Below are 14,628 nucleotides of genomic sequence, written 5' to 3'. Positions count from 1 at the left end.
CGCCCGTCACGCCGTTAAAGTTTCCTCTGCAGGTTGTTCCGGTCTGGGGCCTGCAGATTGACCGCGACGGGGGCACCCCTCGTTCCTGGCGCGGCACACCAGATCGGGTCTTGGGGGACCTTAGGGTCCTAACGCAAGCGCCAGGCTGATTGAGCCTGCGAAGGGAGCGGAAATGGGTCTGTCGTTTACCGGCAAGAAGCGCATTCGCAAATCGTTCGGACGTATTCCAGGTGCGGTCGAAATGCCGAACCTCATTGAGGTTCAGAAGCATTCTTACGAACAGTTCCTGATGAAGGACACCGCCATCGCGGACCGTCTGGATGAAGGCATGCAGGCGGTGTTCAAGTCCGTTTTCCCGGTGAAGGACTTCTCAGAGCGCGCTCTGCTCGAGTTCGTCTCCTACGAATTCGAACCCCCCAAATACGACGTTGAGGAATGTGTCCAGCGCGACATGACCTACGCAGCTCCGCTGAAGGTCAAGATGCGCCTGATCGTCTTTGATGTGGACGAGGAAACCGGCTCCAAGTCCGTCAAGGACATCAAGGAGCAGGACGTTTACATGGGCGATATTCCGCTCATGACCGACAAGGGCACCTTTGTCGTCAACGGCACCGAGCGTGTGATCGTCTCCCAGATGCACCGTAGCCCGGGCGTGTTCTTTGACCACGACCGCGGCAAGACTCACGCATCGGGCAAATTCCTGTTCGCAGCGCGGATCATTCCCTATCGCGGCTCCTGGTTGGACTTCGAGTTCGACGCCAAGGACATCCTGCACGTGCGCATCGACCGCCGCCGCAAACTGCCGGCGACCACCCTGCTGTACGCTCTGGGTCTCGATAAAGAAGAAATCCTGTCCACTTTCTATGGTCGCGTGACCTATAAGGCGGGCAAGGACGGCTGGACGATGCCGTTCGTGAAGGAACGCTGGCGCGGCCTGAAGCCGTCGCGCGACCTGATCGACGCCAAGACCGGCGAAGTCGTTGCAGCCGCCGGCAAGAAAATCTCTGCTCGCGCCGCCAACAAGATGGCGGAAGAGGGCGTTGAAAGCCTGCTTGTCTCGTCAGAAGAGCTGATGGGCAAGTTCGCCGCTGAAGACCTTGTGAACGCTGAGACCGGTGAAATCTTCGCGGAAGCCGGCGACGAGCTGACCGAAGAAGTGATCGCAGCGATCACCGAAGCCGGCGTGGACAGCCTGGACATCCTGGATGTCGACGGCCTGTCCATCGGCGGCCATATGCGCACCACGCTGGCGGCGGACAAGAACGACACCCGTGAGCAGGCGCTGATCGACATCTATCGCGTCATGCGTCCGGGTGAGCCGCCGACGCCGGAAACCGCTGAAGCGCTGTTCGCCGGCCTGTTCTTTGATCCGGAACGTTACGACCTGTCACCGGTCGGCCGGGTGAAGATGAACATGCGTCTGGACCTTGAGTGTCCGGATGATGTGCGCGTGCTGCGCGCCGAGGACATCATTGAAGTTCTGCGCGTCCTTCTGGACCTGCGTGACGGCAAGGGTGAAATCGACGACATCGACAATCTGGGCAACCGTCGCGTCCGCTCCGTGGGCGAGCTGATGGAAAACCAGTATCGCGTCGGCCTGCTGCGCATGGAACGCGCCATCAAGGAGCGCATGGGGTCGGTTGATATCGAAACCGTCATGCCGCACGACCTGGTGAACGCCAAGCCGGCTGCGGCCGCCGTGCGTGAATTCTTCGGCTCCTCGCAGCTGTCGCAGTTCATGGACCAGACCAACCCGCTGTCGGAAGTCACCCACAAGCGCCGTATGTCGGCGCTTGGCCCGGGCGGTCTCACCCGTGAGCGCGCCGGCTTTGAAGTGCGCGACGTGCACCCGACCCACTATGGCCGGATCTGCCCGATTGAGACGCCTGAAGGCCCGAACATCGGTCTGATCAACTCGCTGTCGACCTATGCGCGCGTCAACAAGTACGGCTTCATCGAGAGCCCGTATCGCAAGGTTGAGGACGGCAAGCTCACCGATCAGGTCGATTACCTGTCGGCGATGCAGGAAGCGCGTTTCACCATCGCTCAGGCGAACGCCACCGTGGACGCCGAAACCGGCATGCTGGCGAACGAGTTCGTCAACTGCCGCGTGGGCCCGGGCCGTGACGCGACGCTGATCCCGCGTGAAGACGTGGACTATATCGACGTGTCGCCCAAGCAGGTGGTGTCGGTTGCGGCTTCGCTCATTCCGTTCCTGGAAAATGACGACGCCAACCGCGCTCTGATGGGCTCGAACATGCAACGCCAGGCCGTGCCGCTCGTCAAAGCGGAAGCTCCGCTTGTGGGCACCGGCATGGAATCTGTTGTGGCGCGTGATTCCGGCGCGGCCATCGCCGCCCGCCGTGAGGGCGTGGTGGAGCAGGTGGACGCCCAGCGGATCGTGATCCGTGCGGCGGGTGTTGTCGGCGCGGCTGAGTCCGGCGTCGACATCTATCGCCTGTCCAAGTTCCAGCGTTCCAACCAGTCCACGGCCATCAACCAGCGCCCGATCGTGCGCGTGGGCGATGTTGTTCGCGCAGGCGACATCATCGCAGACGGTCCGTCCACGGATCTGGGCGATCTCGCCCTGGGCCGCAACGTGCTCGTCGCGTTCATGCCCTGGAACGGCTACAACTTCGAGGACTCCATCCTCATCTCCGAGCGTATCGTGCGTGACGACGTGTTCACCTCGATCCACCTGGAAGAGTTCGAGGTCATGGCCCGCGACACCAAGCTGGGCCCGGAAGAGATCACCCGCGATATTCCCAATGTCGGCGAGGAAGCCCTGCGCAACCTTGACGAAGCGGGCATCGTGGCGATCGGCGCCGAAGTGGAATCCGGCGATATTCTTGTGGGCAAGGTGACGCCGAAGGGCGAAAGCCCGATGACGCCGGAAGAAAAGCTTCTGCGCGCCATCTTCGGCGAGAAGGCGTCTGACGTTCGCGACACCTCGCTGCGTCTGCCGCCGGGCACCACCGGCACCATCGTGGAAGTCCGCGTCTTCAACCGTCACGGTGTGGACAAGGATGAACGCGCCATCGCCATCGAGCGTGAAGAGATCGAACGTCTGGGTGAAGACCGGGACGATGAGCTCACCATTCTCGAGCGCGATATCTTCGGTCGTCTGCAGGAAATCCTGATCGGCAAATCCGCCGTCTCGGGGCCGAAAGGCTTCAAGAAGGGCGAAGTCACCGGCGAGGCGCTTGAAGAGGTGCCGACCAGCCAGTGGTGGAAGATCGGCCTGGAAGACGAAGAGGCCATGGGTCGCGTCGAAGCGCTGAAAAAGCAATACGATGAGTCCAAGGCGCGTCTGGACCGCCGCTTCGAAGACAAGGTCGAGAAGCTGCAGCGTGGCGACGAGATGCCCCCGGGCGTGATGAAAATGGTCAAGGTGTTCGTGGCGGTGAAGCGCAAGCTTCAGCCGGGCGACAAGATGGCCGGTCGTCACGGCAACAAGGGTGTGATCTCCAAGATCAACCCGATCGAGGACATGCCGTTCCTGGCGGATGGCACCTCGGTGGACATCGTGCTGAACCCGCTCGGCGTGCCGTCGCGGATGAATGTCGGCCAGATTCTGGAAACCCATCTGGGCTGGGCCTGTAAGGGCCTGGGCCGTCAGATCGGCGAGGCGTATGAAGCCTACAAGCGCACCGGCGATCAGGGCGATCTGAACAAGATGCTGATCAAGGCCTATGGCGAAGATCAGGAGCTGCCGGAAGGCGAAGAGGCGCGGGCCGAACTGGGCCGCAACCTCGCCAACGGCGTTCCGATCGCCACGCCGGTCTTTGACGGCGCCCGGGAAGACGACATTGTTGATCACCTGCAGCGTGCAGGCTTCGACAAGTCCGGCCAGTCCATCTTGCATGATGGCCGTACCGGCGATCAGTTCAAGCGTCCGGTCACCGTGGGCATCAAGTACCTGCTCAAACTGCACCACCTGGTGGATGACAAGATCCACGCCCGCTCCATCGGCCCGTACTCGCTGGTCACCCAGCAGCCGCTGGGCGGTAAGGCGCAGTTCGGCGGTCAGCGCTTCGGCGAGATGGAAGTGTGGGCGCTCCAGGCATACGGCGCCGCCTACACCTTGCAGGAAATGCTGACGGTGAAGTCGGATGACGTGGCGGGCCGCACCAAGGTCTATGAGGCCATCGTGCGGGGCGACAATGCGTTTGAAGCCGGCATCCCGGAAAGCTTCAACGTGCTGGTCAAGGAAATGCGTTCGCTTGGTCTGAATGTGGAGCTGCTCAACCAATAGGTCGAGCCAGCCAGAACAAGAGAGCGAGCGATCGCGTAGCGGATATCAGACGGCGGGCCCGGACCCCTCACAAACCGGCCCCGCCGTCGCCACCGTCAAGGAGACGGACCATGAACCAAGAGGTCATGAACATCTTCAATCCCTCCGCCGAAGGCCCGTCCTTCGACCGGATCCGGATTTCGCTGGCCAGCCCGGAGAAAATTCTCTCCTGGTCTTTCGGCGAGGTGAAGAAGCCTGAGACGATCAACTACCGGACGTTCAAACCTGAACGCGACGGTTTGTTCTGCGCCCGGATTTTCGGCCCGATCAAGGACTATGAGTGCCTGTGCGGCAAGTACAAGCGCATCAAGTACAAGGGCATTATCTGCGAGAAGTGCGGCGTTGAAGTCACCCTGGCGCGCGTGCGCCGTGAGCGCATGGGCCATATCGAGCTCGCTGCGCCGGTGGCTCACATCTGGTTCCTGAAATCACTGCCGTCCCGGATCTCGCTGTTCCTGGACATGGCCCTCAAGGATGTGGAGCGCGTGCTCTACTTTGAAGGCTATGTGGTGATCGAGCCGGGCCTGACCCCGCTTCAGAAGCAACAAATCCTCACCGAGGAAGAGTATTACGAAGCCGTCGACGAGTACGGCGAGGACGCTTTCACCGCCGGCATCGGCGCGGAAGCTATCCGTGAAATCCTCTCCACGATGGATCTTGAAAAAGAAGTGGAGAAGATGCGTGAGGAGATGGGTGAAACTGGCTCCGAGCTGAAGCTGAAAAAGCTCGCCAAGCGCACCAAGCTCATCGAATCCTTCATGTTCTCCGGCAACAAGCCGGAGTGGATGATCCTGACCATCGTGCCGGTCATTCCGCCGGAACTGCGCCCGCTCGTCCCGCTGGACGGCGGCCGGTTCGCCACGTCGGACCTCAATGACCTGTATCGCCGCGTCATCAACCGGAACAACCGCCTCAAGCGCCTGATCGAGCTGCGCGCGCCGGACATCATCATCCGTAACGAAAAGCGGATGCTGCAAGAGTCCGTCGACGCCCTGTTCGACAATGGCCGTCGTGGCCGCGTGATCACCGGCGCCAACAAGCGTCCGCTGAAATCGCTGTCCGACATGCTCAAGGGCAAGCAGGGCCGGTTCCGTCAGAACCTGCTCGGCAAGCGCGTGGACTATTCCGGTCGTTCCGTGATCGTGGTGGGGCCTGAGCTGAAACTGCACGAATGCGGCCTGCCCAAGAAGATGGCGCTCGAGCTGTTCAAGCCGTTCATCTATGCGCGTCTTGACGCCAAGGGTCTGTCAGGCACCGTCAAGCAGTCCAAGAAGATGGTGGAAAAAGAGCGTCCGGAAGTCTGGGACGTTCTGGACGAGGTCATCCGCGAACACCCGGTCATGCTGAACCGGGCGCCGACCCTGCACCGTCTGGGCATCCAGGCGTTTGAACCCAAGCTGATCGAGGGCAAGGCCATCCAGCTGCACCCGCTGGTCTGCGCCGCGTTCAACGCCGACTTTGACGGCGACCTGATGGCCGTGCACGTACCGCTGAGCCTTGAGGCCCAGCTGGAAGCGCGCGTCCTGATGATGTCCACGAACAACATCCTGTCGCCCGCCAACGGCAAGCCGATCATCGTGCCGTCCCAGGATATCGTGCTGGGTCTGTACTATCTGTCGATCGTCAAGGACAAAGAGCCGGGCGAAGGCATGGTCTTCGGCACCATGGGCGAGCTTGAAGCCGCTCTGGATTCCGGCGTCGTGACCCTGCACGCCAAGATCAAGGCACGCTATTCCGGCGTTGATCCGGAAGGCAATGAATACACCAAGGTGATCGACACCACGCCGGGCCGGATGAAGCTCCTGGAGCACCTGCCCAAGCACCCTGAAGTGCAGCCGGACGTGCTTGATGGTCTTCTGACCAAGAAGGCCGTCGGCGGCCTGATCGACATCGTCTATCGCCACACCGGCCAGAAGGCGACCGTGATCTTCTGCGACAAGATCATGGCCCTGGGCTTCAAGGAAGCGGCGCGCGCCGGCATTTCCTTTGGCAAGGACGACATGCTGATCCCGGACGCCAAGAAGGACCTGGTGGGCGAAACCCGCGCGCTGGTCGGCGATTACGAGCAGCAATATGTGGACGGCCTGATCACCAAGGGTGAGAAGTACAACAAGGTCGTCGACGCCTGGGCGAAGTGCACCGACAAGGTGGCGGACGCCATGTATGACGAGATCTCCAAGCCTGTCATCGCCGAAGACGGCCGTGACGGGGAGGTGAACTCGGTCTACATGATGGCCCACTCTGGCGCCCGGGGTTCCAAGAACCAGATGAAACAGCTCGCCGGCATGCGTGGCCTGATGGCCCGTCCGGACGGCTCGATCATCGAAACGCCGATCATCTCGAACTTCAAAGAGGGCCTGACGGTTCTGGAGTACTTCAACTCCACCCACGGCGCTCGTAAGGGTCTGGCTGACACCGCGTTGAAAACGGCGAACTCGGGTTATCTGACCCGTCGTCTCGTCGACGTGGCGCAGGACTGCATCGTCACCGAGTTTGATTGCGGCACCTCTCAGGGCATCACCCTGGGCGCCGTGGTCAATGGCGGCGACATCGTCGAGCCGCTCAGCCAGCGCATTCTGGGCCGGAACACCGCGGAAGCGGTCAAGGATCCGTCCACGGGCGAGGTTCTCGCTCCGGCCGACACCTACATTGATGAAGAGCTGTCCCTGGCGCTCGAGGCGTCCGGCGTCAGCACCATCAAGGTGCGTTCGCCGCTGACATGTGAAACCCGCGTCGGCGTCTGCGCCACCTGTTACGGGCGTGATCTGGCGCGCGGCACCAAGGTGAATATGGGCGAAGCGATCGGCGTGATCGCGGCTCAGTCCATCGGCGAGCCGGGCACCCAGCTGACCATGCGGACCTTCCACATCGGCGGTACAGCGCAGGTGTCCGAGCAGTCCTTCATCGAAGCCACCCATGAAGGCAAGGTCGCCTTTGTGGAACGCAATACGGTGCAGGCCTCTGACGGCTCCTTTATCGTGCTCAGCCGGAACATGCAGGTCCAGATCACCGATCAGGACGGCAATCCGCTCGAGACCTACAAGCTGCAATACGGCGCCAAGTTGCGCGTTGATGCGGGCGAGAAGGTCAAGCGCGGCGCGCGTCTGGCCGAATGGGACCCGTACACCATGCCGATCGTCACCGCGGCGGGCGGCAAGGTGAAGCTGATCGACATCATCGACGGTCTGTCGGTGAAGGAAGACACCGACGAAGCCACCGGCATCGCCTCGAAAGTGGTGGTCGACTGGCGCGGCACCGGCACCAAGTCGGCGTCGATCCAGCCCGCCATGGTGATCGAGGACGCCAATGGCGAGCCGGTCAAGCTGGCCGACAAGACCGCCAACTACATGCTGTCCGTGGGCGCCATTCTCTCGGTCAATGACGGCGACACGGTTCAGCCTGGCGACGTGCTGGCCCGTATCCCGACCGAGGGCGCCAAGACCCGCGACATCACCGGTGGTCTGCCGCGTGTGGCCGAGCTGTTCGAAGCGCGTCGTCCGAAGGATCACGCCGTCATCGCCGAGATGACGGGCCGTGTGGAATTCGGTCGTGACTACAAGAACAAGCGCCGCATCTCCATCACGCCGGAAGGCGATGATGCGGAGGCTGTCGAATACCTGGTGCCGAAGGGCAAACACCTCACGGTGCAGGAAGGCGACATCATCCAGCGCGGCGAATATCTGCTCGACGGCAACCCGGCGCCGCATGATATCTTGCGGATCCTGGGCGTCGAGGCGCTGGCCGATTACCTGATCAACGAGATCCAGGAAGTCTATCGCCTGCAGGGCGTGCCGATTAACGACAAGCACATCGAAGTGATTGTCCGGCAGATGCTGCAGAAGATGGAAATCACCCATCCGGGCGATTCCGGCTATCTCAACGGCGAGCATGTCGACAAGATCGAGTGGCTTGAAACCAACGAGAAGCTGGAAGCGGAAGGCAAGCGTCCGTCTGTGGCGGACCCGGTTCTGCTGGGCATCACCAAGGCGTCGCTGCAGACCCGCTCCTTCATCTCGGCTGCGTCCTTCCAGGAGACCACCCGCGTGCTCACCGAGGCTTCGGTGCAGGGCAAGGTGGACACCCTTGAAGGCCTGAAAGAGAACGTGATCGTGGGCCGTCTGATCCCGGCCGGCACCGGCTCGATGATGCGTGAGTATCAAGTCGAGGCCGATGCGCGTGACGAAGCGCGGATCGCGGAGCAGAAGAAAGCCGTGAAGAGCGGCGATGAGGCCCTGCCGGCCGAAATCGCTGAAGCAGCGGCCGAAGAAGCTCGTAGCGAAGACTGATCATTCGATCTGATCTGAACGGAAAGCCCGCTGGCGCACGCCAGCGGGCTTTTTGCATTAGGGCGTTTCTTGCTGGCGCTCCGCCTCTTCGTGGGAAGGCCGTTCGCCGCCAAGATCAGTGAGCGCTATGACGAGGCTCGCTGCCGTCACGGCAAGTGACAGGCCTGTGATGACAAGCACTCTGCGGGTCATCTTGGTCATGGCGGATGTCATCTTGGACATCTTGTTGGTGCGGACCCGGTCTGTTTCCGCCCGTGCGAGCGCAATCAGTTCCGCCAGCCGCGTGCGCGCCATTTCGTATTGTTCGGCGATCCGGATGACATTGCGGGCGGAGCCTTCAAACCGGCGCAGGTATTCGCCCACGGTCTGATAGCCTGGCATGCGCGCTTCTCGCAGGCTTTCAATACGTTCCTGAGCAAGGGTGAGATAGGTTTCCGTGCTCTTGGCGGACGGCGTGATGCCGTCTGCGATGAAGAAATTGAGTGAGGAAAGCCGGGCGTCCAGCTGCAGGAGTTGTTGGACATGCTCTTGCAGGCTCTTTTCGTAGCTGTGTTCATCCTTGCTCTCAGTTTCGGCCAGCTTGGACAGATCGCCGGAAAGCTTGTCGAGCTCGATGTTCACCCCGTCCGTGACGGTTTGAGCGCAAAAGAAGTACGAGTAATCGCGCAGGCCCAGCATGCGATATGTCGCAATATCGTAGATACGCTTGAGCAATCGCCCGCGTTGTTCGTCGTTCATGCCAAAGTCGATCACCACGACCCGGCTGGCGCGTTCCGCGTTATGGTGCTTGCGGCTGTGCTGTTGCAAGTCGGCGAGCAGAAAGGCGCGGTCCCCCACCACGCGGCTCATGATGAAATCATCCCGCGTCCAGTCGGCGCGGGTTGGATCTTGCGTGGCGAAAAAGGGTTTTGCAAAGCGCACTAACAGGGTCTGCAAGCGTTCAAACTCATCAGAGTTCAGTCCGGCGTCCAGCACTCCTGGATGACTTCTGACTTTCCAGAGAAGGGCCTGGTCAGGCGCTGTGACATGGGAGTTGTCCCACATCAGCAGTTTCTCGATCGGCAGCATCCAGACATGGGAGACCGAAAGCAGGTCGCCACACCATCTGAAGGCTTGCGCCGTTTCAGGACTGAGCGCGCGCAGCCGCTGTTCAAAACCATCAATCGCAGTCCGGGCTGTATTGATGCTCTCCACGTCGTCAAAGAAGGCGTCCTCGCTCCCATCCGTCAGGGGAGGGAGGTGACCTTCATCATAGTCTTCGATGACGGTGAAGTTCTGATTGAGGCCATAGAGTTCCCAGTTCAGCCTCAAATCTTCTCTGTTATCGACAGCGGGGACCTGTCGAGAATCGGCCGAGCGTTTCCAGAAATTGAACCAGCGCTTCCGGCTGGCGCCGCCGGTGCGGTAGGGCTCAAGGGGGCGGGCGCCGAAGCGACCGTCCGCGGGCAGGGGCATGAGATCTTCGGGGAGGTGGAGAGGGCCCCCGGGTTTGTAAAGCTCTTCAAGCCGTCTGATTTCGCGCCGAGCCAGGGTGGTGTAATCCGGACGCTCCGCCCGTTTGCTCATGAAGTCCTTGTAGACCTCTGCGAGCATGTTAGAGGCGTCTGAGGGCTGAATCTGGTGTTTGGGCGTATAGGTGGGCGACAGGCCGCGGATATACGCCTTGACCGCATTGCGTCTTTCATAAAGCAAGACTTCGCGCGTTTGCAGGAACTGCTTGGCCAGCTTCTCATCAAGCTGGACGGCTTCCGGCGCCTTGTTGGCGAGCAGCTGTTCGGTCGTGAAGGGAGCGCCTGGCGCTTGCTCGGGAGTCAGCTCTGGCTTCTTGGCGACGATATGTTCGCGCACACGATCAGCGAGGCTGGGAAAGATTCGCACCATGAGCGTGGCGCGCACATAGGGACGGAGCGGGAAGGGTTGCCGCTTGTGTATTTCATGGATCAGGGGTTCACGATCCATATAGGCGCTCTCGCGCCAGTTTTCGTGGTTATGGTCCATGTCTTCCCCCTTTAGGCAGGACATTGACCACGTTAAGGATGCATTAATCACGCGGCAAGCGTGTATTGGGGGCTAAAAGCGTCTAAAATCGGGGGCTTCGGGCCCCTGCAAATTTCCCGTGAAGGTGAGCTTGACGGAATGGCCTGCTCTGAGTAGGTTCCGCGCTCGATTTCGGGGGTGAGCCGTAATCCGTCCTGAGTCCGTCATGGATGACTGGAATGGGTTAGACGTCGCCCGGAACAGACACATACAAGCTTCAACACCGTCCGCGGACGAACGGCTCCAGTCGTCGCGCCCCGGTCGGGTTTTCGCGTCTTGGTGCGCCTTCAGACGGGAAAACAGGAACAGGAACGGATAGAGGCCTGATGCCTACAGTTAACCAGCTCATCCGCAAACCGCGGAAAGACAAGCCGAAGCGGAACAAGGTTCCCGCGCTTCAGGCGTGCCCGCAACGCCGTGGCGTTTGCACGCGCGTTTACACCACGACCCCGAAGAAGCCGAACTCGGCGCTTCGTAAAGTCGCCAAGGTTCGCCTGACGAACGGCTACGAAGTCGTGAGCTACATTCCGGGCGAAGGTCACAACCTGCAAGAACACTCAGTCGTGCTGATCCGCGGCGGCCGTGTGAAAGACTTGCCGGGCGTGCGTTACCACATCCTGCGCGGCGTTCTGGATACCCAGGGCGTTAAAGACCGTCGTCAGCGTCGTTCGAAATACGGCGCCAAGCGTCCGAAATAAGGAGAGGCGTTCATGTCTCGTCGTCACCGCGCAGAGAAGCGCGAGATTCTTCCCGACCCGAAATTCGGCGATCGCGATCTCACCAAGTTCATGAACTACATCATGGTCGATGGTAAGAAATCCGCCGCTGAAGCCATCATCTACGGCGCCCTCGACATCGTTGAGGAAAAAGTGAAGCGCGAACCCGTTCGCGTCTTCCACGAAGCCCTGGACAATGTGGCTCCGGAAATCGAAGTGCGCTCCCGCCGGGTCGGCGGCGCCACCTATCAGGTTCCGGTCGAGGTTCGCCCCGAGCGCCGCAAGGCTCTGGCCATTCGCTGGCTGGCGGCTGCAGCGCGCAACCGTAACGAAAACACCATGCGCGAGCGGCTCGCCGCTGAGCTCATGGACGCCGCTTCCAACCGCGGCTCTTCGGTCAAAAAGCGTGAAGACACGCACAAGATGGCCGAAGCCAACCGCGCGTTCGCGCATTACCGCTGGTAATTTCCAGCCTGACGCTTGCCTCCTGATCTAAGGACCCTCCCCATGGCCCGCGACTACAAAATCGAGGACTACCGCAACTTCGGCATCATGGCGCACATTGATGCCGGCAAGACCACCACGACCGAGCGGATCCTCTTCTACACCGGCAAATCGCACAAAATCGGCGAAGTGCACGATGGCGCCGCCACCATGGATTGGATGGAGCAGGAGCAGGAGCGTGGCATCACGATCACGTCTGCTGCGACGACCTGTTTCTGGAAGGACAAGCGTCTGAACATCATCGACACCCCCGGCCACGTGGACTTCACCATTGAAGTCGAACGTTCGCTGCGGGTGCTTGATGGCGCAGTGTGCTGCCTGGACGCCAACGCCGGCGTCGAGCCGCAAACCGAAACGGTTTGGCGTCAGGCCGACAAGTACCAAGTCCCGCGGATGATCTTCATCAACAAGATGGACAAGCTTGGCGCGGACTTCTTCAACTGCGTCGACATGATCAAGGATCGCCTGGGCGCCAACCCGCTTTGCGTTCAGCTGCCGATCGGCTCTGAGAGCGAGTTTGAAGGTCTGATCGATCTGGTCGCGATGAAAGAACTGGTCTGGCTGGGTGAAAACCTCGGCGCGACCTGGGAAGTGCGCGACATTCGTCCGGAGCTGGCTGACAAGGCCGCTGAATACCGCGAAGCGCTGGTCGAGACCGCCGTCGAGCAGGACGAAGCGGCGATGGAAGCCTATCTGGAAGGCGAAGAGCCCTCTGAAGAGCTTCTGAAGACTCTGATCCGCAAGGGCACCATCTCTCTGGCGTTCAACCCGATCCTGTGCGGCACCGCATTCAAGAACAAAGGCGTTCAGCCTCTGCTTGACGGCGTTGTGGACTTCCTGCCGTCTCCGGTGGAAGTGGCCTCGATCAAGGGCATCGACGCCAAGACCGAAGAGCCGACCACCCGCAAGCCGTCTGACGATGAGCCGCTGGGCCTGCTGGCGTTCAAGATCATGAACGACCCGTTTGTGGGCTCGCTCACCTTCTGCCGTATCTATTCCGGCACGCTGTCCACCGGGCAGACGGTGCTGAACACGGTGAAAGAGAAGAAAGAACGCGTTGGCCGCATGCTGCTGATGCACTCCAATTCTCGTGAAGACATCAAGGACGCATACGCAGGCGACATCGTCGCTATCGCGGGTCTGAAGGACACCACCACGGGCGACACCCTGTGTGACCCGGCGCATCCGGTGATCCTGGAGCGCATGGAGTTCCCGGATCCGGTGATCGAGATCGCCATCGAGCCCAAGTCCAAGGGCGACCAGGAAAAGCTCGGCGTGGCTCTGGCCCGCCTGGCGGCTGAAGATCCGTCTTTCCGCGTTTTCTCTGATGAGGAATCCGGCCAGACCATCATCGCCGGCATGGGCGAGCTGCACCTGGACATCCTGGTCGACCGCATGCGCCGCGAATTCAAGGTGGAAGCGAATGTGGGCCAGCCCCAGGTGGCTTATCGCGAAACCGTCGGCGTGGCGCACGAGATCGACTACACCCACAAGAAACAGTCGGGTGGTTCGGGTCAGTTCGCGCGCATCAAGCTGCAGATCGAGCCGGTCGAGCCGGGCGAGGGCTTCTCGTTTGACTCCAAGATCGTCGGCGGCTCCGTGCCCAAGGAATACATTCCGGGCGTGGAAAAAGGCCTGAACTCGGTGCGTGAAACCGGCCTTCTGGCAGGCTTCCCGATGATCGACTTCAAGGTGACCCTGGTTGACGGCGCCTATCACGACGTCGACTCCAGCGTCATGGCCTTTGAAATCGCCGCCCGCGCCGCGCTTCGTGAAGCGAAGTCTTCTTTGAAGATGAAGCTGCTCGAGCCGATCATGAAAGTCGAAGTGGTGACCCCGGACGAGTATACCGGTTCGGTCATCGGCGACCTGAACTCCCGCCGCGGTCAGATCCGCGACCAGGAAATGCGCGGCAACGCCACGGTGGTGAACGCCTTCGTGCCGCTGGCGAACATGTTCGGGTACGTGAACAACCTGCGTTCGGCCACTCAGGGCCGCGCCCAGTTCACCATGCAGTTCGACCACTACGAGCCGGTGCCGCAAGCTGTCGCCGACGAAGTGATCTCCAAAATCGCGTAATTCGGATCTTCACCGATCCACTGAAAAGACGCCTGTCCGAAGAGTAGGAAGAGACAATGGCCAAGGAAAAGTTTGAGCGTACGAAACCGCATGCCAATATTGGCACGATTGGTCACGTTGACCACGGCAAGACGACGCTGACCGCCGCGATCACCAAATACTTTGGTGACTTCCGCGCGTACGACCAGATTGACGGAGCGCCTGAAGAGAAGGCGCGCGGCATCACGATTTCGACGGCTCACGTTGAGTATGAGACGGAGAACCGTCACTACGCGCACGTGGATTGCCCGGGGCACGCCGACTATGTGAAGAACATGATCACGGGCGCCGCGCAGATGGACGGCGGCATTCTGGTTGTGAACGCGGCTGACGGCCCGATGCCGCAGACGCGCGAGCACATTCTTCTGGCGCGCCAGGTTGGCGTTCCGGCTCTGGTTGTGTTCCTGAACAAGGTTGACCAGGTCGACGACGAAGAGCTTCTGGAGCTTGTTGAGATGGAAGTTCGCGAACTTCTGTCCTCTTACGACTTCCCGGGCGACGACATTCCGATCATCGCGGGCTCTGCGCTTGCGGCGATGGAAGGGCGTGATCCCGAGATCGGCGAGAACAAGATCCGCGAACTGATGGCGGCTGTGGATGAGTACATCCCGACCCCTGAGCGTCCGATCGACCAGGCGTTCCTGATGCCGATCGAGGACGTGTTCTCGATTTC

7 protein-coding genes are annotated in these 14,628 nt (G+C 60.8%); 6 read left to right on the top strand and 1 reads right to left on the bottom strand.

Annotated elements, in window-relative coordinates; all coding sequences use genetic code 11:
• Positions 1 to 172 precede the first annotated feature (172 nt).
• Together rpoB and rpoC are read left to right on the top strand one after the other, a co-directional pair.
• A complete protein-coding gene (rpoB, locus tag ACTIGF_RS00035) occupies positions 173 to 4,255 on the top strand; it encodes a DNA-directed RNA polymerase subunit beta (RefSeq protein WP_439634924.1) in 4,083 nt (1,360 codons plus the stop codon).
• Positions 4,256 to 4,365: 110 nt separating this feature from the next.
• Positions 4,366 to 8,580 (top strand): DNA-directed RNA polymerase subunit beta', encoded by a 4,215-nt coding sequence (rpoC, locus tag ACTIGF_RS00030; RefSeq protein WP_439634923.1) that lies wholly within the window; start codon positions 4,366 to 4,368, stop codon positions 8,578 to 8,580.
• Positions 8,581 to 8,637: 57 nt separating this feature from the next.
• Here the strand turns inward: rpoC and ACTIGF_RS00025 are convergent, their stop codons facing one another.
• On the bottom strand, positions 8,638 to 10,578 hold the full coding sequence (locus tag ACTIGF_RS00025; protein ID WP_439634922.1) for a DUF3422 family protein: 1,941 nt from the start codon (positions 10,576 to 10,578) through the stop codon (positions 8,638 to 8,640).
• A 365-nt stretch (positions 10,579 to 10,943) separates the two neighbouring features.
• Between ACTIGF_RS00025 and rpsL the strand changes: the two genes are divergently transcribed.
• The 4 genes from rpsL to ACTIGF_RS00005 all read left to right on the top strand — a co-directional run.
• Positions 10,944 to 11,315, top strand: a complete 372-nt coding sequence (rpsL, locus tag ACTIGF_RS00020; RefSeq protein WP_009801142.1) for a 30S ribosomal protein S12 — start codon at positions 10,944 to 10,946, stop codon at positions 11,313 to 11,315.
• 12 nt (positions 11,316 to 11,327) lie between these two features.
• Positions 11,328 to 11,798, top strand: a complete 471-nt coding sequence (gene rpsG / locus ACTIGF_RS00015; protein ID WP_022702235.1) for a 30S ribosomal protein S7 — start codon at positions 11,328 to 11,330, stop codon at positions 11,796 to 11,798.
• Positions 11,799 to 11,840: 42 nt separating this feature from the next.
• Positions 11,841 to 13,916: an elongation factor G gene (fusA, locus tag ACTIGF_RS00010; protein ID WP_439634921.1), complete on the top strand. Its 2,076-nt coding sequence runs from the start codon at positions 11,841 to 11,843 to the stop codon at positions 13,914 to 13,916.
• A 56-nt stretch (positions 13,917 to 13,972) separates the two neighbouring features.
• Positions 13,973 to 14,628, top strand: a 656-nt coding sequence (locus tag ACTIGF_RS00005) for a GTP-binding protein (RefSeq protein ID WP_439634920.1), incomplete at its 3' end; no start/stop codon positions are given.

It is taken from the genome of Oceanicaulis sp. (genome assembly GCF_051859625.1).
Lineage (GTDB): Bacteria > Pseudomonadota > Alphaproteobacteria > Caulobacterales > Maricaulaceae > Oceanicaulis.
This window is presented reverse-complemented; position numbering and strand designations above follow the sequence as displayed.

What these genes read in the sequence shown, in the direction of transcription:
- rpsG (WP_022702235.1), top strand. Translation starts at nt 11,328, where the DNA reads ATGTCTCGTCGTCACCGCGCAGAGAAGCGCGAGATTCTTCCCGACCCG.
- fusA (WP_439634921.1), top strand. Translation starts at nt 11,841, where the DNA reads ATGGCCCGCGACTACAAAATCGAGGACTACCGCAACTTCGGCATCATG.
- rpoB (WP_439634924.1), top strand. Translation starts at nt 173, where the DNA reads ATGGGTCTGTCGTTTACCGGCAAGAAGCGCATTCGCAAATCGTTCGGA.
- rpoC (WP_439634923.1), top strand. Translation starts at nt 4,366, where the DNA reads ATGAACCAAGAGGTCATGAACATCTTCAATCCCTCCGCCGAAGGCCCG.
- ACTIGF_RS00025 (WP_439634922.1), bottom strand. Translation starts at nt 10,578, where the DNA reads ATGGACCATAACCACGAAAACTGGCGCGAGAGCGCCTATATGGATCGT.
- rpsL (WP_009801142.1), top strand. Translation starts at nt 10,944, where the DNA reads ATGCCTACAGTTAACCAGCTCATCCGCAAACCGCGGAAAGACAAGCCG.